This window comes from Streptomyces geranii, from assembly GCF_002954775.1.
GTDB classification, from domain to species: domain Bacteria; phylum Actinomycetota; class Actinomycetes; order Streptomycetales; family Streptomycetaceae; genus Streptomyces; species Streptomyces geranii.
This window is the reverse complement of sequence record NZ_PJME01000057.1, coordinates 1-25,649: the sequence shown is the minus strand read 5'-3', so window position 1 is coordinate 25,649 and position 25,649 is coordinate 1. Positions and strand designations below refer to the sequence as shown.

Below are 25,649 nucleotides of genomic sequence, written 5' to 3'. Positions count from 1 at the left end.
GGCTGCCCCGGCAGGCAGTCGAGGCGCGCTCCCCCGGTGGGAATCGGGCGGCGGTGTCCGACGCCGCTGTCGTGCAAGGTCGCATCGTCGTGAGAAGGCTGAGGTCGAAGTGGTCGACGTGCCCGGAACCGATGGCGATCCGCATCCCGTCGGGGCATTCCGCATCGCTCCCTTCAGCAGGGAGACGACGTCGTCGCTGATGGGCCGCATCGCAGGCCGTTACGGGATGGAAGCGAAGGCGTTGCGGTCGTGCTGGCAGTGGCGCAACTACCCGCCCGCGTACGACGGCGGGAGCGCGCGGGCCGACGCCGAGGTGCTGCTGAACACGCCCGGACGGCAGCTCCTGGCAGACCTGTGCGGCGTCACCGAAGACGTCCTGGCGCGGGCGTTGCCGTCCTGGGGACAGGAGGACGCCAAGCTGCCAGCCGGAAAGGACGGGGTGCCGGCAGCGGCATGGCGGACCGGCGGCGCGGTCGCCGGGCCGGTCGCCTTCGGCTGCCGCCCGTGCACGGCCCGGCGCACCGGTGCAGGCGTGCGGGTGGTGCGGTACACGCCGCGCTGGCAGCGGGTGTGTGTCCGGCACGGGCGGTGGCTGATGGACGCGGACGCCGACCAGCCCTTGGAGTATCTGCACGTGCGGGGTGTACCGGAAGTGGCCGCGGCGCAGCGGCGGTGGACGGGTGTGGCGCGGCGGGCGGTACGCGCTGGTGCGGAGCCGGCGAGGGTGTTCGCGCTGGCGCATGCGGTGGTGGCCCGGTGGTGGGAGCAGGCTCTGCACTGGGAGCGGGAAACGGTATGGCCGGGGCGGCTGCACCAGGTCGCGGGCGGCAACGCCGGTGGTGATCTGGAGCGGTGGCGGATCGTGGGGCGGGACGCGGTCGTCTTCCCCGAGGTGGTGGCCGTCGCCGACGCGCTGCTGGACCCGGCCATGGCGCAGTTGGTGTGGATGGACAGTGGTGCCGGGCGGCCGCGGGCGCTGCCCGCCGACGGGGCGTTCTGCCGCCGGCTCGGTGAGCGGGTCGGGCGCGAGTGGCTGGGGCCGCTGGCGGCGACCGACTACGGCGGCCCGCTGACCTCCTGGATGGGCGCCGTCATCCGCATCCGCCGCGGCGCCGGAGGACCGCCCGGATACGACAACGACCCCTGGTGGCTGCGCCAGGAACACCAGCCCGCCACCATGGCCGGGCAGCTGCGGGTGCTGGGCAAGGAGAAGAAGGCGCCCGGCTCGGGGACGATGTGGCGCTCGACCGTGTCCGCCGAGCAACGTGCCCAGATCACCAGCCTCGTCAACAGCGCTGAAGAACAGCTCATCCAACTGCGCGGCGCGCAGACCGGTTCGAGTGCGGACGTGGCCCAGCATCTGCTGCGCATCCTCAGTTACAGCGCCGGCCTGCTCGACAAGGCCCTGCAGCACACTGTCGTGGCGGCCGTGAACGCCGGGGTGCCGCCGCGGGATGTAGCCCAGTGGGCGAAGCTGCCTCCCGGCCCGTTGGCGGACGCGCTCAATGCCTACCAGGACGCGGGCGACGGGTAAGCGCCGCCTCGCCGGGAATCAGGCGGCCCGTGACCGGTCTCCTGGGGCGCTGGCGTGGTGGCCCGGTGTTTACCGCATCACGTGGCGCCATGTGATCGGAACGCCGAAACAGCTCCGGTCGGCAGCCGGGCCCATTTGGCTGGGCGAGTGAGCGGCAAGGGGACGGCGGCCGGGCCTGGCAGCAGGCCGGGCCGGGTGGACGTGAACATCGGGGCCGGGTTCGAGGCGGTCTTCCTCGACCCGGTCGGGCAGGCGGTGCAGCAGCGGTGGGCGGACGCCGCCCTCGCGGTCGCGTTCGAAGACCTCGATCCGGTGTCGGCTTTCCCGGTGGTGCCGGGACGGCGGTGGGGGCCGGGGCTGTGGTGGTCGGCCACCACCGGGCGGCACGTGGCCGCCGGATCGAACGCCATGCGTACGCAGCTGATGGTCATGGACCGCGACCCGCAGGTCACCGGCATGGCCGGTCGGCCGGTGCGGCTGCTGTGGCGCGACCGTCGGAGCCAGGTGCGTTCCTGGGTGCCACAACTGTTCGCCCGCTACGCCGACGGCCCCGCCCTGCTGGCCGACTGCCCCGGCCACCCCGACGCCGGCGGTGAACGCGCTCTGAAGGCCGCGCAGGCGGTGGCCGCAGCGTGCGCGGACATCGGCTGGAGCTACCGGCGCCTGGCACCGCTGGACGAGGTGCCGGCGGCGAACCTGAAATGGCTGGCCGGCTACCGCCACCCCCGCAACCAGGGCAGGCCCGGCCTGATGACGGCGGTCCTCGATGCCTTCGCGCGGCCGCGACCGCTGATCGAAGGCGCCGAAACGGCCGGCGACCCGATCGAGGTCCTTCCCGCCGTCTTCCACGCCCTGTGGCACGGACAGCTGACGACAGCACTGGAGACGCCGCTGCACGAACGGGTCATCGTCAGTCCGGGCTCCCCCCGTCAGGGCAGTGGCGAGGAGAGCCAGGGCTGCGTCCCCGCGGCCGATTACCCGGCGTCAGGCGCGGGGCGCGGCGCGGCTGGCGCCGGGCGCGGGGAGGCGGTGTGAGCAGCGGCCGGCCGGTGGTGGCGGTCGGGGCGCACGTCCGCTTCCGCGGATCGCGGTGGCAGGTCGTCGCCCTGGCCGGGCAGTGTGTCCGCCTGGCCGGCGAGGACGGCAGTGATGAAGCGGTACTCGCCGGGCACCTCTTCGCCGATCCTGGCTTCGCCCTCCTGGGAGCACAGGTGCAGCAGCCTCAGGCGGCGCCGCGGTGGGGGCTGTTCGAAACCGCCCCGGCCGCGGCACGGGAGAAGGCGCTGGCCTGGCAGCGCCACATCCGGGAAGTCGAGTGCGGGTTGCCCGGCGGGCCGGGCAGCAGTGGGCCGGTGCGGGAGCAGTACGACCCCAAGCAGCACACGCTGGCCGAACGGGAAGGAGCCAAGGCGGCAGAGTTGACCGCGCTCGGCTTCGGCCGGGTGTCGCGCACGACGGTGCAGCGCATGCGCCTGGCCTACCGCAAACAGGGCCTGTGGGGGCTCATCGACCACCGCGCCACCCGCGGTCCCAGCCCCACCGGCCGAGCCGACGAGCGGGTCGTCGCCGCGGTCAAGGAAGCGCTGCGCCGCCAGCGCGGCCGCTCCAAAGGCACCATCAAAGGGCTGATGCCGATGGTCGCGCACATCCTCAAGGACCGGCACGGCGGCACGGTCGCGATGCCGGCGCAGGCCACGTTCTACCGGCTCGTCCATCAGCTCTCCGGCCCCGCCGACCATCCCGCGCAGCCGGTGCGCACCCCGCCCATCACCGAGGACGGACGCGGCCACACGCCCACCGTCGCCCTGCGGCCCGGAGAGCAGGTGCAGATCGACACCACCCGGCTCGACGTCCTGGCCCTGTTCGACGACGGCACCCTCGGCCGGCCCGAGATGACCATCGCGGTAGACGTCGCCACCAGGGCGATCCTCGCGGCCGTGCTCTGTCCGGGAGGCACCCAGGCCGTGGACGCGGCCCTGCTGCTGGCGGAGATGGCCGTCCCCCACCCGGCCAAGCCCACCTGGCCCGACGCCCTGCGCTTCACCCACACCCCACTGCTCCCCCGGGCGCGGCTGCTGACGCTGGACGAGCGGCTTCAGGGCGCGGCCGCCCGCCCGGTCGTGATCCCCGAAACGATCGTCGTAGACCGGGGCAAAATATTCCTTTCCAGGGCATTTACGGCTGCCTGTGAGACCCTCGGCGTCAGCGTGCAGCCCGCCCCGCCCTACGCGCCCACCGCCAAGGGCATCGTCGAGCGGACCTTCGGCTCGATCAATTCGCTGTTCTGCCAGCACCTGCCCGGCTACACCGGATCCGACGTCACCCGCCGCGGGCGCGACGCCGAACGCGAGGCGTGCTTCACCGTCGCGCAGTTGCAGGACCTCCTCGACGAATGGCTCGTGCACTACCACCACCGCCCGCACCAAGGGCTGCGTCATCCCGTGCTGCCCAAGGCCGCACTGACACCGAACCAGATGTGGGCCGCCCTCGTCTCGGTCGCCGGGTACGTCCCTGTGCCCCTCACCAGGGACGACTACCTCGAACTGCTGCCGGTGCGCTGGCAGGCCATCACCGAACGCGGCATCCGCCTGCACCACCGCACCTACGACTGCGACCTCCTGGCCCCCTACCGCGGGCAGCCCTCCCCCGTCACGGCCCGCGGCGGGAAATGGGAAGTCCACACCAACCCCCACGACGCCCGCCAGATCTGGCTGCGCCTGCCCGACGGCACGTTCGCCGAGATCCCCTGGATCCACCGCGCCCACGTCCACCGTCCGTTCAACGAACAGACCTGGCAGCACATCCGCACCACCATCACCCGCCACACCGACCCCGACAGCCTGGAGGCCGACCTCGCCGACGCCCTCGACCAGCTCATGCGCCGCACCCGCACCGGTAACGCCACCGCAGGCGAACAACGCCTCCTGGCCCGCACCCAGCCCGCCCGGACACCCCTGCCCCCACCGCGCCCCGCACCCGACCACCCGGGCGAACCAGACTCCGGCGCCGGCCGGACCGGTCCCGGGACGGACACCGACAGCCTCGACGACCTCGACGAGGAACAGGACCTGGACGCGGAAGAAGACGACGCCGAGGGCCCGCCCGGCGTCCCCTACACCGGACTCGGGCTCTACGACGCCCGCGCGGAGGCCCTGAAATGGTGAACACCCGCCCACCCGCCACAGCCGGCAGCACCACCACACCCGGCGCCGGCCGAGCGGGGCAGCCCACGACGGACCCGACGACCGCGTCATGGCCGGTGACCACCTGGCAGGGCTGGCACCACTTCGCCACCACCGCGCCACCCGCCCCGCCACAGCCCGGCGAAGCACCCCGCAGCCCGGAAGAACGCCTCGCCTACCACTCCGCGTTCGTCACCGTCCGCACCCCCGCCATCAGCCAACTCGCCACCCAGACCCGCACCCTGATGATCCTCGGCCGCCACCAGACCACCACCGCACGGCCCTCACTGATCGTCACCGGCCCCGCAGCCGCAGGCAAAACCACCGCCCTGCTCCACGTCGGACGCACCTGCCACCTCGCCCACACCCACCGCGCCCCCACCCCGCCCGGCCACCACCCCCAGGTGCCGGTCGCCTACGTCCTCGTCCCGCCCGGCGCCACCGCCAAGACCCTCACCACCGAATTCGCCCGCTACCTCGGCATCCCCGTCACCACCCGCATGACCCAGGCCCAGATCACCGAAGCCGTCTGCCACACCTACAACACCGCTGGCATCCAACTCGTCCTCATCGACGAGATCCACCGCCTCAACCCCCGCACCACCACCGGCGCCCAGGCAGCCGACCTCCTCAAAGACCTCACCGAACGCATCAGCGCCACCTTCGTCTATGCCGGCCTCGACGTCACCGCCACCCCCCTGTTCAGCGGCGTACGCGGCGCCCAACTCGCCGGCCGCGCCACCCTCATCGACTGCGGCCCCCTCCCCGCCCGCCACGGCAACCGGCACCCCTTCACCGACGTCATCACCGACCTCGAAAACGCCCTCGACCTCCACCACCACCGCCCCGGCACCCTCCCCCGCCACGCGACCTACCTCCACCAGCGAACCGCCGGCCGCATCGGCAGCCTCACCCGGCTCATCCGCCAAGCAGCCATCACCGCCATCAACGACGGCACCGAACGCATCACCAAGAGAACGCTGGAAGCCATCCAGCTCGACCACCTCGCCGAACAACACAAGCGCCCCCGCACCCGCCGACCGTCCGCACCGGCATGATGCGGACGTGAAGAAGACCAGGGACACGCCGACCGACGATGAGTTCGCTGCCGTCTGCGGCCAGGTGTGGGACGTCCTGATCCCCGCCCGTGCCGACTACCTGGCAAGCGTCTCACCGCACTACGACGAGGTGTTCCACGACGTCGTCCAACGAACCGAGCACGCCGGCAGTCTCGGAAAGACGGACATCGCGGCCCTGGTCGTCTGGAAACGGCTCTCCGCACAGACTCCGTGGGTATCGGCGCTCATGTCCCTGCCCGACGCACACGTGCGCGCAGTCACCCAGCGGGCCGTCACCGCAGCCCGCGACACCGCGGTACCGCGCAGTGAGGCCGCCCGCACAGGACGCGGCATCATGTGGGAACTGCCCGGCTTCCGTACCGGCGACGCCCTCGCCTCAGCCGCCCTGACAGCAGCAGCACCCACACGGATGGCCGTCTACGACCGCCGAGTCCAACACGCCCTTAACACCCTCGGACTCACCCTCACCCACACACCGGGACACTACGGCCGCTACCTGCAACTCCTCGACGACCTCCTCCGACACAGCCCCCCGCCCGCCGACGGCTGGACCGCACGCCACATCGACACCGCCCTGTACTGGACCGCCAAAACACCCACCCACGACCACTGAACCAGGCCCCCAAAACAGCCCCCACACCACACACAACGCCAGGCCCATGACCAGGCAAAACCCGCCTCACCAGCCAAAAAACACCCCAGACCATTAGACGCAGAAACTACCCACAACACCCCGGCCATTCCCACTAAAACCCGCACAACCCCAGGTCGGAACCCCCCACCGCCACCAGGCCCCGTTCTCAACCAACACCCAACCCCACAGCTCACACCCCACCCACCACACCAACTACCCACCCCCAGATCGACACGTCGCCCGCGTGCAGCCAGTTCAGTTGCGGTCCGTGATCACTACTCTGGGTTGTCCGAGGACAGGGCCGCAGCAACAACGGCGTCGATCGTTCCGCTCTTGGCGCGTTTTGGGTCGCCCAGCCGTGCCCGGATCAGGTATCCGAGCTGGAATCGGCTCTCAGCCCGGAAACTCTCCATGACGTCCGCGATGTGCTTGCGGCAGGTTCGCAAGGACATGCCGAGTCGTCTGGCGATCATCTCGTCCTTCATGCCCTCCGTGAGCAGTCGCACGATCGCCTGCGCGGCCTCCGTCCGGATGACGGGCGTTCCGAAGTGCCCGGGGTTGAGGGGTGTGGCCTGCACCCACGAGTGTTCGAAGACTGCGCACAGGTAGCTGACGGTGGAGAGGTCCTGGACGACGACCACGCCCTCATGCTCGTCAGCACGGGGAATGAACGCGACCTTCCGGTCGACAACAACCAGTCTGCCGAACAACTCGGGCAAGGTGCGAACCTCGCCACCCGACGAGGCGAGATGGCTGACGTAGTCCTGGGTGACTGTCTCGTGGCGGGCGGAGTGCTGGTAGAGGGTGCGGATCTGGATGCCACGCCGGGCGAGGGCCAGATCGCGCTCGTTGGCCTGCTCCATGCGCCCTGGCGACAGATCCCTGCCGCGTTCGCAGGTCAGCACTTCCACCTGGCAGGCTGAAACCGCGTTCTCGAGCAGCTCTGTGGCGGATTCGAGTCCGTGCACCTCTTGGATCGGCGTATGCCTGCGCCGACTGCGCTGTGTCTCGGCGTAGAGCGAACCCAGGACGTCGAAGTCACCCTTCAGTTCGTCGATGCGGGCCAGCCGGCCGCGCAGCTCGGCCTCGGCGGTGGTGAACATGATCGCTGCCGCACTCTCCGGTGCGACAGGCACCAGCGGCTCATTTGCGGCGTCTCCGGGCAGGTGCCGGAGCAGGTGCCGGGCCCCTAGTGAGGCCGCGGCCTGCTGCACTTCCTCGACATCCAAGGCGAGGTCGTGGGCAGCTTCACCAATATCGAGATGTCCATTTTGCGCTGCCCAGCGAAAGACTTCGATTTCCGTTTTGCCCAGCCGGGCAAAGTCCTCAAGCGTGCGATTTTCCACCGTTTCCCCCCAGGGAAGATCCTGCACGCAGCTTAGTGCAGCGTGATCTCTCTGGACGGGGGAGACCAGCCGGGGCGAGTCTGAGAGTGCACAAGGAGTTACCGGAGGAATTCTCTCCGGGACGCGGCAAATGCCGACAATGTCCGCCGTGCGAACCCACCTTCATGAAAGAGGTACTAACGATGGCCATGCTCAAGACCGTCTCGTATGCGATCGCCCGCCGCACGAAGATGACGGCCGTGGCCGGCTTCTACAAGTACTGATCTCACCGAGGTCGATCCGTGTAATCCCTCGGGCCGGGGCGAGGCGCTATCTCGCCCCGGCCCGAGGACCTTGCAATGCACATCATGGAGGAGCCGATGAACCGACCGCCAGGTCCGCTCGGCGGGCGCCTTACCGGCAACGGTCCCGTTTACGACCAGGACCGCCTCGGGTTCATGGTGCAGATGTCAGACAAGTTTGGCGCGATCTGGTCGTTTGACCGCCACATAGTCGTCGTGGCCGACCCGGCACTGGCCGGGGAGGTGCTCACACGCACGAACACTGATTTCGGTGCCGAGGTCGACTTCCTCCACCGCAAACAAAAGGATGATGCGGAGACCAAGCAGCAGTGGACCTCATCACGAGCTGCCCGCATGAGGTACATGCGCCCCTCCTCCATGCAGGCAAAGATCCCCGGGATCGCCGCAGAGCTGGACGGCGGGATTTCCTCTTGGGGAAGTGGCGAGATCGATGTGGTCGATCGCATGCGCGCGCTCACGGCCAGGGTCGGAGCCGTACTCTGCCTCGGTGAGAACGCGCATCTGGTAGCCGGCCTGGGGCGAGACCTCTTCGATGCGCTGACCCCGGTCGTCAGCAGCTCCGTTTCCCTGCCGCTCGGGTTCCCACTCCCGCGTCACCGCCGGGTCGTACGAGCCAACCGCGCGCTCGAGCAGGCAATCAGCGAGGCGATGGGCCTTCGACGGACCGTGGGCCAGCGCGCGACCGGTGACCTCGTGGATGTGCTGATGCAGCCCACTGCCCGGCACGGCGTACTGCCCGATGCGGTCATCCGCGAGACTCTGGCCGCCACCCTGCTCGCGTCGGAGAACACCTCGGCAGCCGGGTTCGGATGGATCGTCCACGAGCTGACGCGGCATCCGGAGATCCAGAGAATGGTCGCGGCCGAGGCGGCAGCGGTGCTTCCGACATCCGGGCCCATCACGCATGATCACTACGAGCGGCTGAGCCTTACCGCCAGGGTGGTCCGAGAGGCTCTCCGCCTCTGGCCGCCCAATTGGATGTTCGCCCGCCACGCCATGCACGAGACGGTGCTGGGTGGCTACACGCTGGAGTCCGGTACCAAGGTGATGGTCCCCGCGTACGTGATGCAGCGGGACGCGCGATGGTTCCCCGACCCGCTGGCATTCGACCCGGACCGCTGGTTGCCCGATGGCTCCGGCAGCGTCGCCCCGCAGTTCGCATACATGCCGTTCGGCGCGGGCCCTCTGATCTGTATGGGAATGTCGTGGAGCCTGATCGAGATGACGCTCGCGACCGCTCTCCTTACGCGCGCTTTCCATCTCGCGCTTTCCTCGGCCGCGAAGGTTGTGCCCGATCCCTCACGCGGTCTTTCACCCAGCGGATTGCGGGCGCGGCTCGCAATCAGGTCGGACAGCGGGATCACGGCCGATCTCCCCACGGCCGGTCGAAAAGTGGCGGGATGCCCTATGACCGGCAGGTCGGAATGATGGACGGAACCGTCACATACGGCCAGCTTCTGCGCAATCGCGAATTCAGTGGCCTTTTTGCAGCACATACCGTGTCGATTCTCGGCGACGTGCTGACGAAGGTAGCCCTTTCTGTCCTTGTTTTCGACCGCACCAACTCCGCTTTGATGGCCGCCATTACGTTCGCGCTGGGTTTCATGCCCCAGATCCTCACGGCGGCCCTGGCTTCTGCCATCGTGGACCTGGTTCCGGCTCGGCGGCTCATGCTGATCGGCGACGCGAGCCGAATGGCCTGTGTCCTGGCCATGACCGTACCCGGAATGCCCATCGCTGTTCTTCTTATCCTGGTGACCGCCTCGGGGGCGCTGTCCCCCTTGTTCCGGGCCGCCAGGCAGGTGATGCTCCCCGATATCATTGGTATGAACGGGTACCCGCTCGCCAGGTCCATGTTCTCGGGAACCATCCAAGTCGGGCAGATAATCGGCTTCGGTCTGGGTGGAGCCCTACTGATCATCCTGACGCCTAGGGCGACGCTGTTCGTCGACGCGGCGACGTTTGCCTTCTCCCTCACGATGGTGCTGATGTTCGTCCGGCCAAGGCCGGCAACCGCCAGCGGCACTCACCGCGAATCGGGCATCATCCGCGAGACATTCCGCGGCAACCGCTCCATCCTCGACGATCCGGTCCTGCGACGGCTCCTGCTTCTCCAGTGGATACCAACCGCCCTCATCGTCCTGCCGGAGGGGCTCGCAGCGCCGTATGCCGCCGAGCTCGGTGGCGGACCCGAGAGCGTCGGGTTCCTCCTGGCCTTCCCCGCGGTCGGCACCCTCATCGGCGAAGCGGCCGTCGCCCGATTCCTGGGACCTCAGGAGCGAAGCCGGTGGGTACCCGCGCTCCTCCTCCTCGCAGGCGCCCCCCTGCTCCTCTTCGCCTTCTCCCCCTCACTGCCCCTGGCACTGGGCCTGCTGCTCGTCAGCGGTGCCGGAACAGCCTTCGCGCTTCCCCTTGACCAGCTGTACGTGGAACGTGTGCCCGCAGGGCTGAGAGGCCGTGCGATGACGCTCACGGGAGCCGGCTCGATCGCCACCCAGGGAGTCGGCCTGGCAGTCGGAGGGCTTTTGGCCGACTGGATGCCCATGCCCTGGGTGTTCACGAGCGCCGGCATCGCCGCGTTGACGGCGGCTGCACTCATCGGCCGGCACCGACCCTGGCGCATCGCCCCGTCCAAGGCAGGTCCAGAGGCAGCTGAGGCCGCCGACACTCCGGCCTCCCACCAGTCAGCTCGATCTACCGAAGGGTAGGGCTCCCCCGTGTCCTCTCCGTTGGAACGTCCGTCCGGCGCCACATGGCATCACCTGCCCCCCGCCGCCCCCCTCGGCCTCAGTTTCGACGCTGCACGGCTCGCAGTCGAGGTGAAGGGCCTCGCCGACCTCACGTGGCGCCCGAACCGCCCGGTCCACCAGAACGGACTGGGCGAGGAGGACACCTTCGACTGGAAGATCATTCCTCTTCGAGGCCCCACAGGAAACGTCCGGCGCACCGACCCCGGCGGCGCCGGACTCGAGGACCACCTCGACACCCCTGTGCTCGACCGGTGCCCTTACCACGCCGAGGTCTTGGCCGCCGTTCCCGCCCCGCTGCACAGCGCGCGTCTCATGGCGCTCGGAGCCGGCGCGGAGACCCACGAGCACAGCGACGGGCACACCAACTTCCCCTGGGGGTTCCTGCGCCTGCACATCCCCATCGTGACCCAGCCCGGCGCCGAGCTCACCGTGGACGGCCAGACGTACCATTGGGAGGCGGGCCGCCTCTGGTACGCAGACTTCGACCGGCTCCACATAGCCAAGAACCGGGGCGCAGAACGACGGATCCACCTCGTGGTGGATACCGTCCCGACTCCGGAGCTCATGGCGCTCTTTCCGGTCGGTTTCCTCGACGAGCTGCCCTGGAGCGATGTCCTCATGGCCAGGGAGCCCATCCCCCTGCAGCCCTTCGAACAACTGGCACTGCGCTGTCAGGTCGACATCCCCGCGAACTTCCCCGACTGGTCGGACGACTCCGGAGCCGACCCCGACGACAGCCTGCCGGGCTCCGTCGAGGTACAGGACGGACGGCTCACGCTCTGCATCGCGGGTGAACCCCGCTTCGGACTCGTGCACATCGGGAACGCCGAGTTCCGGCTCCAGGGCTGGACCGAGGAGCGGACCATCGTCCTCGACCTCGACCGCGCACAACCCGTCGCACGATTCCGCGTGCGCTGCGGGCGGCGCCTCGACGAATACCTGCGGCCGGCAAAGCCAGTGGCACACGCCTGTTCCACCCCATGACTGCGCCGACTCCCACACTGCTGGAACTCGGCGTGGAAATGAGACCGACCACTCTCGAAGACGCCGGCTCCCTGTCTCAGGCGCTGCTGCGAAACCGCAGCTACCTGCAGCCGTGGGAGCCGGACCGGCCGGAGGAGTACTACACCGAAGTCGGGCAGCGGTCCCTCATCAAGGAGCAGCTCGCACAGCGCCGGGCAGGCACGTTCATGCCCTGGGTGCTCGTCGAGGTGAAGACCGGCAGGATCGTCGGCGGGATCTCTCTCTCCAAGATCGTTCTGGGGCCCCTGCGCAGTGCAAGCGTCGGCTACTGGACCGACAGCGAGTGGGCCGGCCGCGGTCTTGCTACAGCAGCTGTCGAAGCCGCCTGCTTCTGCGCTCGCTGGGACTTCGCCCTGCACCGTCTGGAGGCGGGCACGCAGCTACACAACCTGGCATCGCAGCGGGTCCTGAAGAAGGCCGGCTTCCACCAATACGGAACCGCACCGAAGTACCTGCACATCAACGGTGCATGGCGAGACCACCGGTTCTTCCAGCGGATCCTCCACTCCGGTCCTCCCCTCTGACCGACGTCACTGGCCTGGAACCAGCGGGCCGCCGCGATGCCGTCGGGGGTGTGCACCCGCTCGGTCGGGATGCGGCCGGCTCTTCCTCCGCGTCGAAGTCGACGTCCAGGTGCGGGTCCAAGGCGTCCGGGCACGCGGTCAGCTCAGTGGTGGCGTACGAACCGAACCTCATGATGTGGTCGGTCAGGTACGGGCTGATCGCGGCCAGGTCCTCACCGGTGATCTGCCAGCCCTCCGCCCAGAGCTCGCGTATGACCTCCACGAGGTCGAGGGTCGTATGCGGAGGATCCATCGACAACGCCTCACGCGGCGAAATCCCGAAGAACCCCGCGTCAAACCGATCCGCACCCCAAAAACCCGCCCTCACGCACATACGACGCCCCCGAACAATCCGGATCCGCGTCAAACAACCCCTCCAGATCCTGACGGTGAGCAGCCATGCAACCGTGGCCCGTCGCCGACACGGTCAGTGTTGCGCGCCCGCGAGCCGTACGCCGTCATCGATTGCGGTCAGCATGCGCACGCGGGCCGACTGGGTCACGATGGCCGAGCAACACACGTTCGCGACCGGGGGTCAGCGTTTACGTGGCCAGCAGCAGTCATGTCGGGCCGGATTCCGGCACGCCGAGGCCCCTGGAGAACAGCGCATGTCCCTCACAGACACCACGGCTCTCCCCGAACAGGGAGCACGTGTGCAGCGAACCTCACCGACCCACACCCTCACGCAGAGCAAGCGGGACGAGCAGGTCGCGAAGACCCTCGAAGTCCTGCACGCGCTCTCCGGCTACGCCCCGGATCCCGAGCAGGACCGCGCAGCGGACGATGAGCTCACGCGCCGGCTCGGCAGCGCCGCGTGAACCCTGTCGCTCCTGTCGATGTAGTCCTCGACGACAGCGCGCTGCTCGCTCTGGGCTCGGGTAACGTCCTGGCCTCCCGCCTTCTTTACCAGGCCGCCGAGACCGGGGCCTGGCGCGTCCATGTCGCGCTGGCCGCACTCGCGGAAGCGGACCGGGTACGCACCGGACTCGCCGGCCACCTCGGCATGCTCGACCAGGTGGTTTTTCATCCGCTCGATCTCGCCGCCGTCTTGGCTGCCTCGGGCCACGAGCGGTCTCTGGGCTGGTGCCACACCCACCATGTGGCCATGCCCGGCGCCGAGCGCCTGGATGGGGCACGCGTCGCCACCGCCCAGCCCAAGGCCTGGGACGGGGCCGACGTCCGGGTGCTCGGCCTCTCTCCCGGAGCGGTCCGCCCGGGTCGGGGCGGACTTCACCAGTGGATGTGATCCCAGCGCTTCCCAAGGTGCACGGAATTCACAGGGTAGTTGACATCTGTTTTATGATTCGCGAATCATGAATCATGATTCAAAGCGCGCCCGAACGGTTGCGTGAGGTCTCGGCAAAGCTCTTCGGTAACCGAGCGGCACGAGTCCGATATCGACACGACGCCGGACGGCTATCCGGCAGATCACCAAGCACTCCATGGCCGACTGTGATGGGCGCCAGCCACTCAGCTTGTCATTTAAGGTCCGGCGTCGAACGCGGCTTGAACTTGGTCGGTGGACGTACAAACGGCAAGAGCCAGACAGCCGATCTACCTAGGAATGCCCTCGTTTGGCGAGATTGCCGCACAAGCCTGAACCCGTGCCTTCATCAATCGGACGGTGTGACCGAGGACCGCACGCCGAGCCACTGCTCAGCGCCCCAGGCATGGAACCGCTCTACCTCTGTGAACCCCAGCTTTGCCACAAGGCGCATCGAGGCGACGTTTGCGGTCTGGGTGGCGAGCACCACCGGCTCACCGGGAAAGACGCGGTCGAACCAGTCGAGTGCCGCCGCGCACGCCTCGGCGGCGTAACCATCCCGCAACGAGTTCGCCCTGGCCAACCCCCTGGGCGGCCGACCACCCAAGCACGGTGGCGAGTTCGTCTTCGGCGATCCCTCCACCTGGGGCATCGAGCAGGCCGTGACGGTCGCCGACACCCGCCTCTACGGCAAAGCGACCGCGCGGGCATGGGACCGACTGCACCCAAGGCTCACCCGGCGGGCAGCCTGGATCGAGCACGACGGACCACTGCCGCTCATCGAAGGCACCGTCATCCGCCTCGCCGTGGAGAAACTGCCGTCTGGCGGGGTGAACAAGCCGGTCTGGCTGTGGTGGTCAGGCACCGGAGCCAGCGCGGCGGACGTCGACCGCTGCTGGCAGTCCTTCCTCCGGCGTTTCGACCTGGAGCACACGTTCCGCCTGCTCAAGCAGACACTCGGCTGGACCAAGCCCCGGCTTCGCAGTTCGGATGCGGCCGACCGGTGGACCTGGCTGGTGATCGCCGCCTACGCCCAGCTCCGGCTCGCCCGGCCACTGGCCACCGACCTCCGCAGGCCCTGGGAGAAGCCGGCCGAGCCGAACAGACTCACCCCTGCCCACGTCCGACGGGGGTTCAGGAACCTGTGCACGAAGACCGGCTCTCCGGCCAGTGCACCGAAACCTTCAACACCTGGACCAGGAAGGCCACTTGGTTCGAAGAACCGCCGTCCGGCCCCCCGTCACGACGTGGGCCGCGTCCTTGCGACTGGCGAGGCATACAGCCGCCCCGCCCATCACAAAATCGGCACGAAACCACGGAGAGTCAACGTCGATCGTTAAACGACCAGCTCACAGGGAACGGACCATGGAGCATCCGCCAGTGCTACGCGACGTCGACGGCACCCGCTGGCCGCGTCGGTCACCGGCCTCGCTCGGATCGTCTACAGAGTCGAGCAGCCGAGCGACACCCAGCGGGCCGCCGTACGGCGGCCCGTGCGCAGCCTGGAGGCTGGCGGCCACGTCGAGGTCCACCGCCTGCGCGTCGGCCGCACCTACACCCAGCAGCGTGCCCATCCCCGCTTCTGGCCGCCGCGCTACGACCGGTGCCTCGCGGTGTGCACGGGCAAGGCCGGCCGGCTGCCCGAGGTGCGCGGCGGGCGACCGGCGGTCGACGTACTTCACCGCGGACGTCGTGGCGATGTTCATCGACCACTACGGCACCCTCACCGAAGGCGACCGGCAGCTGTGGCGGGCGACCGCGCACGGCTGGCACCTGTACTCCGTCCCGCTGCCCCGGCCCGCCAACGACTACCGCTCGTACGAGGTCGAGATCACCGAACTGTGCGTACGGCGGGTCCTGACCGACGAAGAGCGCGCTCAGGCCGAACAGCGGGCGCGGGCCTTCATCCGGCCCCACGTCGCCGCCATCCGCGCCGCGCTCCGAGGCCGTTGAGCGGCCCGGACGCGGGTTGTCCACAGGCCGGAAACGGTGGGATCGCGCCCCGGGGTGCTCGGCACGCCTCTACGTCGTGTCCACGGACGTGCTCATCCGATCCGGTCTTGTGCGGTGCGGGCACGGGGTGTCCGGAGCGCCTCGGTGAGGGGGCGCCGGTCGAGGTAGTAGGACAGACGGCGCACACCGGAACGGTCGCTCTCCCGCGCGCGGGCCGTGCGGAGGGTGGCTCTCTCCCAGCAGGCGGCGACGGCGTCGCGGAACGCGGATGCGGATTCGTCGTCGGCGGCTGCGACCTCCACGAGGACCTGCTCCGGTTCTTCCGCATGCTCTTCGTCCGGCCGGTCGTCGGTGTTGGTGTCGGTGGGGCGGTTGGGAAGGGCGCGGGTCGGCCGCCGTCCGCGGTGCGGATCCGGTGAGGTGGCGGCGAGGAGGATCTCGATGTGCTCGGCGAAGTACGGCCCCGGGAGAGGGATCTCGTATTCGGGGTGGAGGTCGTAGCCGGCGGTGACGGCGGCGGCGACGTAGTCCATGACGGCGAGGGTGGTGTCGGTGTGCGCGCGGCCGGTGGTGGGAGTGAGGCGGTGGAGGATGCGCAGGAAGGTGGGGACGCTGTCGTCGATGCCGTTTCTGCAGACGAGGTCGTCGTCGGTGTCGGCGATGTCGCTCTGGTCGTGCCAGAACGCGGCGGCGTGGCGGTCCCCGAGGGCGCGGTGGTGGAGGTAGAGGCAGTAGGAGGCGGCGGTGTCTCCGGCTCCGGCGGCGTACTGCCACCAGAAGCGGGCTCCCTCGTCGGCGTCGGTGAGCTGCAGGAGGCAGCCCAGGAGCCAGGCGCCCCGGGGGGCGGGCAGCTGTTCGGTGATGAAGTCGGTGAGCTGTTCGGCGAGTTGTCCGGAAGCCGAGTGGCTGACGGCCACTTCGCACAGCGAGCGCAGGTACGCGGCGGCGGTCTCGTCCGCCAGGTCGTGTCCGAGGTCTCCTCCGGGGAAGGGGCCATCGATCATGAGGAGGGGGTAGGCGATGTCGTCGTAGGCGACGGTGTCCTGTGGGATCTGAGGGTTCTTCAGGAGCAGTGAGCGGGCGAGGAGGTCGTCGATGGCTTTCATTTCGGGGTGATCACTCCAGGCGCGTCGTGGCGAAGGTGGATGGTCTCCAGGGCCCCTCGGGCGAGGTGGTCGTAGGCGTGGACCCTGGCCGGGGACAGGCCGGTGACCGTGGGGACGGTGGCGTCGTCGATGCCGCACAGGTGGCGCAGGACGATGATGTCGAGCTGGTCGGGGGGCAGTTGGCCGACGGCGTCGAAGAAGGCGGCCAGTTCACTGACTTCGGCGAAGCGGGCCGTGAGGTCGCCGATGCGGCTCTGGGTGACGGTGGAGAACGCCGCCGGGCGCAGGTCGGGGTGGCCGCCGTGGTGGTGGGCGCGGAGCATGACGCGGGAGCGCAGCAGGCGCCAGGCGTGGCGTCGTACGTCGGAGCTGGCGACGGCTTCGTCCCAGCCGAGCCAGAGGATGTCGAAGGTTTCCGCGACGACCCAGTGGGCGCGGGGGTCGCTGTGGAGTAAGGCGCGGGCGTAGGCGGTGTAGGGCTCGCGCATGGCGTCGGTGAATGCCTGGTGGGCCACGGGCGGCCGTTCCGGCTTGAGCGACTGGACTTCGTGTATGCGTTCCTCGATCCACTCCTGGTCCTTGTGCGCCTCGCGGGCCGCCGCGGTCCACAGCCGGCGCAGTGGCCAGACGGGGAGGTCCAGGGCGCGCACCACGCTGTAGGTGATCTCCCAGCCGGGGTAGTACTCCATGCCGCGCAGGAGGGTGGAGATGCGGGTCTTGGAGTAGCCGGTGAGGCTGACGAGGTCGTCGAGAGTGAGGCGGGAGACGGACAGGCGGCTGCGGACCGGCTTCAGCCACGCCCGGTGGCAGGCGCCCGCCTCCTCGGAGATGTCCCCCGGTTTGCGGCCTCGCCTGCTGGGCTCGTCTGACCCTGGCTGTTCTGGTACGGACGGTGGCTTCATCGCAGCGGCTCCTGCGGCCCGGGCGCGTCCGGGCCGGAACCCGCGGTGCCGGTGCGCCGCGTCTCCATTCCGGTGAACGCGGCGACGATCTGCTGGACGAGCAGTCCGAGCGAGGGCAGCAGCGCGGCCACCGCCGCGAGCTGACCCAGCACGGTCATCACCGTGCTCCACGCGAGGACCGCCACCAGTACGGCCACGATCCACACCTGCTTCCTGGACATCGCACCATTCCCCTGTACTTGGGTGTCTGAAAGGGACCTCCCGGCGGCGGTGCTGAAGCGCCGCGGGAGGCTGGACGCCAGCATGCTGGACCGACCCCCCACCACTCAATGTGATCTTGCGGTCACGGAACAATGCCGCCATGGGTCTCAGCCGTACCCCGCGCCAAAACGCCATGACATTTCCCCGCGAGATCAAAACGGGGCCCAACGAACGCTTTTGGCGGCGAAAACGTACATCTCCTTGCGACACCCGGGGCAGGGCGCACCATGGAAGGGACGCCTCCCCCGGGCGTCGGACCTTCCCGTCTGGAAGGCCGCGCAGTCCCCTCGTGCTGAAGAACCACCGGAGGGGACCGCACCGCTCCCGCCCGGCCCCCGCGCTGGGCGGGAGTTGCGACGGCCAGTTCAGGTTCTGGGTGATCAGGAAACGCGCAGGAGCGTGGCGGCCGGGCCGATCGCGTCCGGCCCGAACTTGGCGCGGATACGGTCGCTGACCTCTTCGGCAACCAGCCGGTCCTCGCGCACCGTGTCGAGGCTGATCTGCTGGGCAACCTGGTCGGCGCCTACCAAGTCCTCGCCTCTGAGCACGAGTCCGGTGAGGCGGCCTCGTTGGAGTCCGGCGGCATCGATGAGCCGGTAGGCCATGGTGCGCAGGTCGTCGTCGTGCCCGGACGCCTCCGGCAGACGGCGCGTCTTCTCCCATGACGGGCCGCCGGCGAACTTCAGCGTCAGGCCCAGGCCGCGAGCGACCTGTCCGCGTCGGCGCAGCAGCAGTCCGAGCTGGACAACCAGGCCGAGGAGGACCGCGCGGACCTCGGCTCCGTCGAGGGTGTGCCGGGGAAACGTGCGGCTGACGCTCGTGGAGGTGGGCAGGGTGCGCGGGGCGACGGGGCGGGGGTCGATGCCGCGGGCGCGGTCAGCGGCCAGGCGTCCGGCGCGTCCTCCGAGGACGCGCTGCACGGTGGCCGGCGGGAGTTCGGCGAGTACGCCGACGCAGTCCACTCCGTATCCCCGAAGGACGGCTGCCTGGCGGGGGCCGATGCCGTGGAGGGCGTCGACGGGCAGCGGTCCCAGCCAGCCGGTGACTTCGCCGGGGTCGACGGCGAGGATGCCGCCGGGAGGGCTGATCTGAGCGGAGGCGGTGGCCGCGACCGTGATCGTCGGCCCGATCCCGACCCGCACGTCGACACCCAGCAGCGCCACGGTCCGCAGCCGCACGATCTCCCCCAGCCCGCGGGCGTCGACGCCGTGGTAGCGCAGCGCGCCCTTCGCCTCCATCAGGGCCGCGGACGGGGGCAGCGCCTGGACAACCGGGGAGAGTTCCGCCAGCAGGTCCAGGACCTGCCGGAACGTGTCCTCGGGCAGCCGGTCGGGGCAGCGCACATGCATCACACTCGACACCCCCCGCACTTGAGCTCCAGCCGCCATGTCGCCCACCTCCTCCACCTCACATTATCGAACTAGTATTCGAACAAGCGAGGCCAGGCGCCGGCCCTCGGCTTAGAATCGTAAATATGTTCGATGATCTGCCGCCTGACCTGGTGCGACTGGACGCACTGAGGGTGTGGCATGCCCTGTGGCTCGAGCGCATCGACCGCAAGATCGCCCATGTCCGGCAGCGGCAGGCCGAGGAGGAGCACGGCCGCCGTACCCGGCCGCTGCCCCCGGACTGGATCGTCGAACTCCACAGAGGCACGGGCGAGCCGCTCAACGTCCACGACGGCGCGTGCGGCATGACGGGCAGACGGCAACGCACGATCAGCCGCGACGAAGCCCGCCGCCTCCTCACCACGGGAGAGGTGCAGGCGTGCCCGTTCTGCCACCCCGACACCCAGCTGCACATCATCGACTTAGCCGCCCGGACGGACCGCCCCTGCGGAACCCCGAACGCCCGCACCGTCCCGCCGCCGACCGGGCGACCGGCGATGACCACTTAGAACAGGACCCTGCCGATGGCCACGACTCCCCCGCCACCCGTCAGAGAACCGGACCCGTCCGCGCTGACCTGCCCCGGCGACCGGGTCGGCCTCTGCGCCGGGTGCCGACGCAGAACCCACCGGTACGGCTCAGGCGGGTGCCCGCTGTGCGAGTGGTGCATGGCACCGGCGATGGAACGGTGGGGACCGGGCGTGCGCTACGTCAGTATTCGCGCCTAGCAACGGCCTTCGGGCACCTCTGCATCCAGCAGCTCATATCGTCGGCGCCCATGGCCTACGCGCCCCGTTTTCTCACCGTCTTCTTCGCCGTCTTCCCGGCCGCGCTCTTCTTCTTCGGCAGCTCGTGAACGTCGGCGCCGCCGCTCTCACCGCGCGAGGCCTTGGCCTTGGCCACGGACTCCTCCAGCGCCGCCATCAGATCGAGCACCCGTCCCTCCTGCTCCCCACCCGCAGGGGCCACGGGCGGCGCCCGGTGTTCCTGCTTGGCCTCGATCACCTTCTCCAGGGCCTCGGTGTACCGGTCCACGGCGAACTCCGCGTCCTCGATCCCGTCGCGGGACATGGAGTCGATGAGGGCCCGGGCGCCGACGACTTCGTCCTCAGCCAGCTCGACTTCCCCTGGAGCCAGCCCGGAGGGATCGCGGATCTCGTCAGGCCAGCGCATCGCGTGCAGCACGATCGCGTCGTCCCGCACACGCAACAGGCCGAGGCGTTCCCGGCCGGACCAGGCATATTTCGCCACCGCGACCTGGGAACTGCGCCCCAGCGCCTTCCGCAGCAGGACGTACGGCTTGGCCGCGACCTGGCCGCTCGCCTGGAGGTAGTAGCCCTCAGCGATCATCAAGGGGTCGATCGAGGACACCGGGACGAACGCCTGGATCTCGATCGCCTTCGCCGTCGGCAGTGGCATCGCCCGCAGCTCTTCGTCGGTGACCGTGATGATCCGGTCCTTGGAGATCTCGTAGCCCTTGCCGATCTCGCCCTGCGTGACCTCGCGGTCCTCGGTCTCGCAGAACTTGCGCACGCGGACCCGCGCCATGTCGTCGAGGTGGACCTGATGAAACCGGACGCTGTGGTCCTCGGTGGCCGACTGAACGTTGACCGGTACCGTGACCAGCCCGAAAGAGATGGCACGACCATACGGTTCGGGGCACAGCACACCTCCGTGACGAGCCCCGAGAACACCATCAGCGTACGAGCGGCAACGCGGACCGGCACGGGGAGGGCCAGAGCCTGCGCCCGGCCCCGGAGGTCAGGAGCGGGAGGTAGGGGTGGCCGGCAGCAGCGCCGCGGCAGCACGGACGGTGTCGCGGAGCGAGTTGTGGACGGTCACGTCCGGGCGGGCGAGCCGAAGCTGCTCGACGACGTCCAGGAGGCGCGGGTAGTGCGGGTGCGTGCCGACCGCCAGGCGAGTGCCGCGGGCAGCATGCGCCCCCAGCTCATACAGGGCGATGGGCTGGACGGCCTCCGCGCAGAACCAGAAGAGGATCACGTCGGCGAGACGCAGGTGCTCGTACTCCCACGCGGTCTGTTCCCTGGTGGCTTCGGCCTCGCCGACCGGGAACACGGCGCGTCTGGGGTTGATGACGACGGCCGGTGAGCCGATCGCGTCCAGGTGCAGGACGGCTCTGCGCTGCCAGTCGGGGCATCCGGTGATCCCGCCGCCCAGGAAGACCGACGGGGCGTCCCCGCTGTAGGGGGCGGGGGCCTCGATGTAGCGCAGGGATCGGGGCGGCAAGAGCGGGAACCCGTCGACGGCGATCACGTCCAGCAGGTCGCGTACCAAAGCCTGCGCCTCGGGGCTGCCGTCCGGGTAGGCGCGCAGCACCGGCGCCAGCCGCCAGGAATGGAGTTCAGGGTGCGGAAGCAGCATCTGCCCGATCGAGTCGGCGGACAGTACGCCGCCCGCGGCCAGTCCGTCCAGGCCACCGTCGACGCTTGCCTGTGCGGACAGAATGCGGGCCCGGTGCTCCTCGGTCGCCTCGGGCCTCCAGCGGCCGTGGAGGTAGTCAATGGTGAGGTCATCGGCCAAACGCTGCAGCTCATCCGTCACGAAGGTCAGCCTACGGAGGGGCCCGCCGACGACTCAACGGCTGGGCTCCAGGCTGTCGGCCGGTTCTCGGGAGTACACCGCACTCCGCCTGTGCGCAGCCCTGGTCAGTCCTATCGTGCTCAGGGTGGGTGCTCGTTTCGGAACCCCTCGGCGATGGCCAAGGCCACGCTTACTGCACGGGATAGATGGTCGGCTTGTCCACCAGTGTCCCCCGGGCCACCCACGCGTGCGTCCCGCAGATCATCACGACCCTGTCCCACCCCGGAGAATGCAGGGCGTGCGTAGCGGGCTCCGGGCAGGACTGTGTCATCCAGCCCAGCGGCCAGGACCGGTCGCAATGGGCCACGCGGCACTCCTCGTGTCCCTCCTGTCTGCGCAGCATCGCCCCGTGATCAGGGCACCCGCGCCACGGCACCGCACACTTCCTGACCGCGCCGGCACGCCGTAATACGCGCCGCGCCCTTGCCCGGCAGCGCGCCCTCACGGGACGCGCTCCTCGTTTGCTCATCTGCCCAGCCTCCCAGGAGTTGCGGCGACGGCGCCGTGAATTGGCGTCGGATTCTCAGCAGGAACTACCGGGGGTGACGCTCCTTTCACCTGACGGGGCCTGGCCGATGGGCTGCCGCAGATCCAGGTAACAGCGCAGTCGGACGCCGGGCTGGCCGGCGTCCCGCGTCGTCCGCTCCGTGATCGACGTTGCCCAGCGTTCGGCAAGCAGCTGCTGGAAGGCGAGCGCGGTGGCGTCATCGGCGGTCGCGACGTCGACGACGACCAGGCCCGGCCGGCTGACGTGCGTCTCGTTGATCGGGTCCATGTACGTCACTACGCCCGGACTCCCCCGGGGAGTTCCGCCAGTGCGGTGTCTTCACACGACCGAGTGGCCCTGGGGCTTGGAGCAGCACGTCAGCCGAGCCGGGCGGGCCTTTACTCGTACCGGGGCCTGGGCTGCGTCCTCGGTCCCTGAACAACACCGCACCCGTCAGGTGCCCGGCGGTCAGGGGCTGTCGCCGCCCCAGTCCCAGCGGGCCGGGTCACCGGGGCGCGGGTCGTACAGCGCCCGCCCGCCGGGGCCGAAGCTGCCGACCTCGGTCTGGAGGGAGACGCCGGTGTCGATTTCGTCCTGCGTCCAGCCCGTGATGTCCAGCAGCAGTCCGTCCAACGGGCCGCCGACCAGTTCGACGTACGTCTGGCCCGGGCGGGGTCCCGGGTCGGGGTCGTCGTGGTCGGCGCCGTAGACCCGGCCGCGCAGCAACTGCTCATCGTCGCCGTTCATACGCTCCAGCCTTCCAGCCGCCACTGACATCAACGCGGCTCGCCCAGAAACGCCGAGGGCTTGCCCGCGCCTCCGACGGAAGGCTTGCCTGGTCAGGTTCGAATGGAGGACCCCGGGAGGTCATGTCGGCGCCCGGGGTTTCGTGCCGTTCGGCGGGGCTAGGCGGCGAACCGCTTGAGCACAGCTTCGAAGCGGTTGTCTCGTCGTCGAACCGGTCGAAGAAAGCGTCCCCGTTGCGGGTGACCTTCTGGGCCAACCGCGCCTCACACCTCTACGGGTCGGATTTGCTGTTCGTGAGCAGAGTGCTCAGATACCGGCTGTGCGCGGTGAGAAGTTTGATGGCACGGTCGGTTCCTCCGGGGAAGAACGGCAGAAAGATCAAGGCCGGGACCGCCGCGGTGAGAGCGATGAGTACGGCGGGGGTGAGGAGCGTGACTAGCAGTACACGCTGGAGCGCACCCAGAGTGCGTGGTGAGGGGAGCCAGGGCAGCAGCACGGAAAGCCTCCTTGGAAGAGTCAGGGCTCAGGGCCGTGAGGTAACTGTGCTGTCATGGGTGGGCAGTTCGGGCTTGTCCGGACCTTCACGCAGGTAAAGTCCGGACAACGGCAGTGTTGTCCCTGGACAGGAGCGGACAGCCAGGCCCCGGGTCCAGCAGTGGGGGATGCATGGCACGTCAGGGAGGCAGGCCCTGGGGGCCGATCCGGGCCGAGAGCACCGAAGCGCGGGCGCTCGCCGAGTTCCTGCGGAACTGGGTCGACAACAGCGGCAAAACTTTGAGAACGCTGGCCGCCGAGATCCACCATTCCAGGACCTTGATCGGTCAAAACCTGGCCGGGGATGTGCCCAAGGATGAGTTCGTGGCCGCGCTGATTACTGCGACGGTCCCGGAGAAGCTGCGTCAGGGGCAGCTGGCTGAAGCCCGGTCCCTGCTGAAGGCCGCACTCCGTCCCTCCCCTGCCACTCCGCCGCCCCTGCCCGCTTCTGCTCTGGAACTCGCCCAGACCCGAGCGGAACAGGTTGAGGTCTACGGCCGTCTCACCCGCTCCCTGGAACAACAGAACGAATTGCGAGAAGCCGCAGGGAATTCGGCGAGGCTCGTGATGGTCCTCCTCTCCATGGTCAACACTCTGGAACGGCGGATCGTCGACCTGGCCGGCGAACGAGACCAGCTCCGGGCCGCGCAGGCAGACCCCGAAGCCCTCCTGCAGACACAACGGCAGCTCGCCCGTGCACAGGAGCAGGAACAGCGCGCTCAACAGGAACTCGAGCGGGCCAAGGAGAAACAGTGTCAGGCCGAGGAACTCGCCGCACGGGTTCAGGAGCAAGTCGACCAGCTCAACGACGAACTCGAACGTCTACGAACTGGCACAGCCGAGGAAATCACAGAGGGCGAACCTGACGACACGGTCGACGAACCCCCGCAGGCCGCCGTGGTGGCTGATCCCGTCGGTGACGACATCGACCAGGCCCTCGCCCAGGCTGTGGCAGTCAACGACCAGGACGACCAGGTACTGCGACGCATCACCGACGACCTCTACCAGGTCCCGGCCCCAGACAACCTTCTACTCAGCGGCAACACCGCGGACAACTCTCGCGATCCTCATAGCGTGGCCGCCCTGCAGGATCCCGCTGCTCTAGTCGCCGCCCTCCCCCTGATGCTGCCAGGCGACATTCACACAGTGATCACCGAAATCGCGGCTAAACGACCGATGCGGCCGCTGCGGCAGTGCGTGACGTCCCTACGGAAAGCAGATCATCACACCTGGGCCTCTCAGCTACTGCTGCTGGCCGGAGCGATGCGGGAAAGCTCGATGCTGCCCCTCGTCCTCGGATCGCTCGCCGACGGGTGGGCAGACACGGTATTGATCCTGAACGGCGTAAGGAGCAAGTCTGCCCAGCAGGTGCAGTCGACCGTAGAGCTCCTAGACCAACTGGCCATGCGAGAAGAGGCAACGTACCTGAGGTTGGCTTGCGACGTCTGGCAAAGCGGCAGCGCACCACAGGAATGGTGGTTCACTCCGCGGATCAGCCAAGCGCAAGCGTCCGCTGAATCTGCACCCTCTCCTCCGGCCGATGTCCCGCCGCGGACCTTCACCGCGCTTACCACCCGCGTCCGCATCAACATTCCCGGTTCCAGGCCGATGCCTCCGATCGTGCTGAGGCAACCGGTCGAGACGGCTGGATCAGACGGTCCGCAAGCCGATCTGGCCTGAGTACGCCACGGATGAAACGGTGGTTCTCAAGTGACTGCACGCGGGCGGCACGTCGGGGTACGACGCAGTCAGCGGTGGCGGAGTTCTCTGGACCAGTTCCGATCAACACCCTCGCGACCTGCGAGTGGGTCAGGAAGGGACAGCCCCTCTGCCTGATCGGCGACTCGGGCACCGGGAAGTCCCACCTGCTGATTGCACTGGGCACGGAGGCCGCGATGAAGGGCTACCGCGTCCGCTACACCCTCGCCACGAAACTGGTGAACGAGCTCGTCGAGGCAGCCGACGAGCGACTGCTGACCAAGACGATCGCCCG

General features: G+C 69.0%; 25 protein-coding genes and 5 pseudogenes. 16 read left to right on the top strand and 14 right to left on the bottom strand.

Annotation, left to right across the window (positions count from 1 at the left end; genetic code table 11):
- The first annotated feature begins 118 nt into the window (after positions 1–118).
- The 5 genes from CW359_RS38770 to CW359_RS38750 all read left to right on the top strand — a co-directional run bounded on the left by CW359_RS38770 (position 119) and on the right by CW359_RS38750 (position 6,408).
- A complete protein-coding gene (locus CW359_RS38770) occupies positions 119–1,534 on the top strand; it encodes a TniQ family protein (protein ID WP_105974950.1) in 1,416 nt (471 codons plus the stop codon).
- A 195-nt stretch (positions 1,535–1,729) separates the two neighbouring features.
- Positions 1,730–2,569: a TnsA-like heteromeric transposase endonuclease subunit gene (locus tag CW359_RS38765; protein WP_105974919.1), complete on the top strand. Its 840-nt coding sequence runs from the start codon at positions 1,730–1,732 to the stop codon at positions 2,567–2,569.
- On the top strand, positions 2,566–4,698 hold the full coding sequence (locus tag CW359_RS38760) for a Mu transposase C-terminal domain-containing protein (RefSeq protein WP_105974918.1): 2,133 nt from the start codon (positions 2,566–2,568) through the stop codon (positions 4,696–4,698). Before CW359_RS38765 ends, CW359_RS38760 begins: the two co-directional genes overlap by 4 nt.
- Positions 4,699–4,793: 95 nt before the next feature.
- On the top strand, positions 4,794–5,774 hold the full coding sequence (locus CW359_RS38755; protein WP_105974949.1) for a TniB family NTP-binding protein: 981 nt from the start codon (positions 4,794–4,796) through the stop codon (positions 5,772–5,774).
- Between the two features lie 7 nt (positions 5,775–5,781).
- Positions 5,782–6,408: a hypothetical protein gene (locus CW359_RS38750; RefSeq protein WP_105974917.1), complete on the top strand. Its 627-nt coding sequence runs from the start codon at positions 5,782–5,784 to the stop codon at positions 6,406–6,408.
- A 296-nt stretch (positions 6,409–6,704) separates the two neighbouring features.
- Here the strand turns inward: CW359_RS38750 and CW359_RS38745 are convergent, their stop codons facing one another.
- On the bottom strand, positions 6,705–7,802 hold the full coding sequence (locus CW359_RS38745) for a LuxR C-terminal-related transcriptional regulator (protein ID WP_157968722.1): 1,098 nt from the start codon (positions 7,800–7,802) through the stop codon (positions 6,705–6,707).
- Positions 7,803–8,113: 311 nt separating this feature from the next.
- Between CW359_RS38745 and CW359_RS38740 the strand changes: the two genes are divergently transcribed.
- Genes CW359_RS38740 through CW359_RS38725 form a run of 4 tightly spaced genes read left to right on the top strand, consistent with a single transcriptional unit; the run spans position 8,114 to position 12,374 of the window.
- Positions 8,114–9,505, top strand: a complete 1,392-nt coding sequence (locus tag CW359_RS38740; protein WP_105974915.1) for a cytochrome P450 — start codon at positions 8,114–8,116, stop codon at positions 9,503–9,505.
- Positions 9,478–10,785: an MFS transporter gene (locus tag CW359_RS38735; RefSeq protein WP_105974914.1), complete on the top strand. Its 1,308-nt coding sequence runs from the start codon at positions 9,478–9,480 to the stop codon at positions 10,783–10,785. The genes CW359_RS38740 and CW359_RS38735 overlap by 28 nt, the downstream gene beginning before the upstream one ends.
- A gap of 9 nt (positions 10,786–10,794) precedes the next feature.
- Positions 10,795–11,811, top strand: a complete 1,017-nt coding sequence (locus CW359_RS38730; RefSeq protein ID WP_105974913.1) for an aspartyl/asparaginyl beta-hydroxylase domain-containing protein — start codon at positions 10,795–10,797, stop codon at positions 11,809–11,811.
- Positions 11,808–12,374, top strand: a complete 567-nt coding sequence (locus tag CW359_RS38725; protein ID WP_105974912.1) for a GNAT family N-acetyltransferase — start codon at positions 11,808–11,810, stop codon at positions 12,372–12,374. Before CW359_RS38730 ends, CW359_RS38725 begins: the two co-directional genes overlap by 4 nt.
- On the opposite strand, the gene CW359_RS47715 is transcribed toward CW359_RS38725, so the two are convergent.
- Both CW359_RS47715 and CW359_RS47710 read right to left on the bottom strand, forming a co-directional pair.
- A complete protein-coding gene (locus CW359_RS47715) occupies positions 12,310–12,666 on the bottom strand; it encodes a Tn3 family transposase (protein ID WP_157968721.1) in 357 nt (118 codons plus the stop codon). The genes CW359_RS38725 and CW359_RS47715 overlap by 65 nt on opposite strands.
- A pseudogene (locus tag CW359_RS47710) lies at positions 12,643–12,796 on the bottom strand (beta-ketoacyl synthase N-terminal-like domain-containing protein); the annotation flags it as partial. The pseudogene CW359_RS47710 and the gene CW359_RS47715, both read right to left, overlap by 24 nt.
- A 225-nt stretch (positions 12,797–13,021) precedes the next feature.
- Between CW359_RS47710 and CW359_RS38715 the strand changes: the two are divergent.
- Both CW359_RS38715 and CW359_RS38710 read left to right on the top strand, forming a co-directional pair.
- Positions 13,022–13,231, top strand: a complete 210-nt coding sequence (locus CW359_RS38715; protein WP_105974911.1) for a hypothetical protein — start codon at positions 13,022–13,024, stop codon at positions 13,229–13,231.
- Positions 13,228–13,659, top strand: coding sequence for a PIN domain-containing protein (locus CW359_RS38710; RefSeq protein WP_105974910.1), 432 nt, complete (start codon positions 13,228–13,230; stop codon positions 13,657–13,659). Before CW359_RS38715 ends, CW359_RS38710 begins: the two co-directional genes overlap by 4 nt.
- Before the next feature lie 367 nt (positions 13,660–14,026).
- Here CW359_RS38710 and CW359_RS38705 read toward each other — a convergent pair.
- Positions 14,027–14,233: pseudogene (locus CW359_RS38705) on the bottom strand (GNAT family N-acetyltransferase); the annotation flags it as partial.
- A gap of 37 nt (positions 14,234–14,270) precedes the next feature.
- Here CW359_RS38705 and CW359_RS38700 point away from each other — a divergent pair.
- A pseudogene (locus CW359_RS38700) lies at positions 14,271–15,017 on the top strand (NF041680 family putative transposase); the annotation flags it as partial.
- Between the two features lie 9 nt (positions 15,018–15,026).
- Here the strand turns inward: CW359_RS38700 and CW359_RS38695 are convergent.
- Positions 15,027–15,383, bottom strand: a complete 357-nt coding sequence (locus CW359_RS38695; RefSeq protein WP_157968720.1) for a hypothetical protein — start codon at positions 15,381–15,383, stop codon at positions 15,027–15,029.
- On the opposite strand from CW359_RS38695, the gene CW359_RS38690 reads away from it, so the two are divergent.
- The gene (locus tag CW359_RS38690) at positions 15,370–15,630 is read left to right on the top strand and encodes a hypothetical protein (RefSeq protein ID WP_157968719.1); all 261 of its coding nucleotides are present in this window, start codon (positions 15,370–15,372) and stop codon (positions 15,628–15,630) included. The genes CW359_RS38695 and CW359_RS38690 overlap by 14 nt on opposite strands.
- 92 nt (positions 15,631–15,722) lie before the next feature.
- On the opposite strand, the gene CW359_RS38685 is transcribed toward CW359_RS38690, so the two are convergent.
- The 4 genes from CW359_RS38685 to CW359_RS38665 form a co-directional block, all read right to left on the bottom strand.
- A complete protein-coding gene (locus CW359_RS38685) occupies positions 15,723–16,736 on the bottom strand; it encodes a DUF6207 family protein (protein WP_105974906.1) in 1,014 nt (337 codons plus the stop codon).
- Entirely contained in the window at positions 16,733–17,638 is a 906-nt protein-coding gene (locus tag CW359_RS38680) for a SigE family RNA polymerase sigma factor (protein WP_105974905.1), read from the bottom strand. Before CW359_RS38680 ends, CW359_RS38685 begins: the two co-directional genes overlap by 4 nt.
- On the bottom strand, positions 17,635–17,859 hold the full coding sequence (locus CW359_RS38675) for a hypothetical protein (RefSeq protein WP_105974904.1): 225 nt from the start codon (positions 17,857–17,859) through the stop codon (positions 17,635–17,637). The genes CW359_RS38680 and CW359_RS38675 overlap by 4 nt, the downstream gene beginning before the upstream one ends.
- A gap of 420 nt (positions 17,860–18,279) precedes the next feature.
- Positions 18,280–19,287 carry a DNA polymerase Y family protein gene (locus tag CW359_RS38665; RefSeq protein WP_105974947.1) on the bottom strand — a complete coding sequence of 336 codons (1,008 nt, stop codon included), beginning with the start codon at positions 19,285–19,287 and terminating at the stop codon, positions 18,280–18,282.
- An 86-nt stretch (positions 19,288–19,373) separates the two neighbouring features.
- On the opposite strand from CW359_RS38665, the gene CW359_RS38660 reads away from it, so the two are divergent.
- A complete protein-coding gene (locus CW359_RS38660) occupies positions 19,374–19,796 on the top strand; it encodes a DUF6233 domain-containing protein (RefSeq protein WP_232838793.1) in 423 nt (140 codons plus the stop codon).
- Between the two features lie 274 nt (positions 19,797–20,070).
- Here CW359_RS38660 and ku read toward each other — a convergent pair.
- From ku to CW359_RS38625, 5 genes and pseudogenes are all read right to left on the bottom strand, one after another.
- Positions 20,071–20,950 (bottom strand): annotated as a pseudogene (gene ku, locus CW359_RS38650) (non-homologous end joining protein Ku).
- 98 nt (positions 20,951–21,048) lie between these two features.
- A complete protein-coding gene (locus tag CW359_RS38645; RefSeq protein WP_157968718.1) occupies positions 21,049–21,849 on the bottom strand; it encodes a nucleoside 2-deoxyribosyltransferase domain-containing protein in 801 nt (266 codons plus the stop codon).
- A 562-nt stretch (positions 21,850–22,411) separates the two neighbouring features.
- Positions 22,412–22,663 (bottom strand): DUF6207 family protein, encoded by a 252-nt coding sequence (locus CW359_RS38635; RefSeq protein WP_232838796.1) that lies wholly within the window; start codon positions 22,661–22,663, stop codon positions 22,412–22,414.
- A 180-nt stretch (positions 22,664–22,843) separates the two neighbouring features.
- Positions 22,844–23,122 (bottom strand): hypothetical protein, encoded by a 279-nt coding sequence (locus CW359_RS38630; protein WP_105974899.1) that lies wholly within the window; start codon positions 23,120–23,122, stop codon positions 22,844–22,846.
- Positions 23,123–23,393: 271 nt separating this feature from the next.
- Complete coding sequence (locus tag CW359_RS38625) at positions 23,394–23,618, bottom strand: dTMP kinase (RefSeq protein WP_105974898.1); 225 nt, start codon at positions 23,616–23,618, stop codon at positions 23,394–23,396.
- Between the two features lie 170 nt (positions 23,619–23,788).
- Between CW359_RS38625 and CW359_RS38620 the strand changes: the two genes are divergently transcribed.
- Positions 23,789–25,336 (top strand): hypothetical protein, encoded by a 1,548-nt coding sequence (locus CW359_RS38620; protein ID WP_105974897.1) that lies wholly within the window; start codon positions 23,789–23,791, stop codon positions 25,334–25,336.
- Between the two features lie 92 nt (positions 25,337–25,428).
- Positions 25,429–25,649 (top strand): annotated as a pseudogene (locus CW359_RS38615) (ATP-binding protein); the annotation flags it as partial.

Bases quoted from the DNA above. Each gene is read 5' to 3' on its own strand.
- CW359_RS38740 (WP_105974915.1), top strand. From the start codon at position 8,114: ATGCACATCATGGAGGAGCCGATGAACCGACCGCCAGGTCCGCTCGGC.
- CW359_RS38735 (WP_105974914.1), top strand. From the start codon at position 9,478: ATGCCCTATGACCGGCAGGTCGGAATGATGGACGGAACCGTCACATAC.
- CW359_RS38725 (WP_105974912.1), top strand. From the start codon at position 11,808: ATGACTGCGCCGACTCCCACACTGCTGGAACTCGGCGTGGAAATGAGA.
- CW359_RS47715 (WP_157968721.1), bottom strand. From the start codon at position 12,666: ATGGATCCTCCGCATACGACCCTCGACCTCGTGGAGGTCATACGCGAG.
- CW359_RS38715 (WP_105974911.1), top strand. From the start codon at position 13,022: ATGTCCCTCACAGACACCACGGCTCTCCCCGAACAGGGAGCACGTGTG.
- CW359_RS38695 (WP_157968720.1), bottom strand. From the start codon at position 15,383: ATGAACATCGCCACGACGTCCGCGGTGAAGTACGTCGACCGCCGGTCG.
- CW359_RS38685 (WP_105974906.1), bottom strand. From the start codon at position 16,736: ATGAAAGCCATCGACGACCTCCTCGCCCGCTCACTGCTCCTGAAGAAC.
- CW359_RS38680 (WP_105974905.1), bottom strand. From the start codon at position 17,638: ATGAAGCCACCGTCCGTACCAGAACAGCCAGGGTCAGACGAGCCCAGC.
- CW359_RS38675 (WP_105974904.1), bottom strand. From the start codon at position 17,859: ATGTCCAGGAAGCAGGTGTGGATCGTGGCCGTACTGGTGGCGGTCCTC.
- CW359_RS38665 (WP_105974947.1), bottom strand. From the start codon at position 19,287: ATGGCGGCTGGAGCTCAAGTGCGGGGGGTGTCGAGTGTGATGCATGTG.
- CW359_RS38660 (WP_232838793.1), top strand. From the start codon at position 19,374: ATGTTCGATGATCTGCCGCCTGACCTGGTGCGACTGGACGCACTGAGG.
- CW359_RS38635 (WP_232838796.1), bottom strand. From the start codon at position 22,663: ATGGACCCGATCAACGAGACGCACGTCAGCCGGCCGGGCCTGGTCGTC.
- CW359_RS38630 (WP_105974899.1), bottom strand. From the start codon at position 23,122: ATGAACGGCGACGATGAGCAGTTGCTGCGCGGCCGGGTCTACGGCGCC.
- CW359_RS38620 (WP_105974897.1), top strand. From the start codon at position 23,789: ATGGCACGTCAGGGAGGCAGGCCCTGGGGGCCGATCCGGGCCGAGAGC.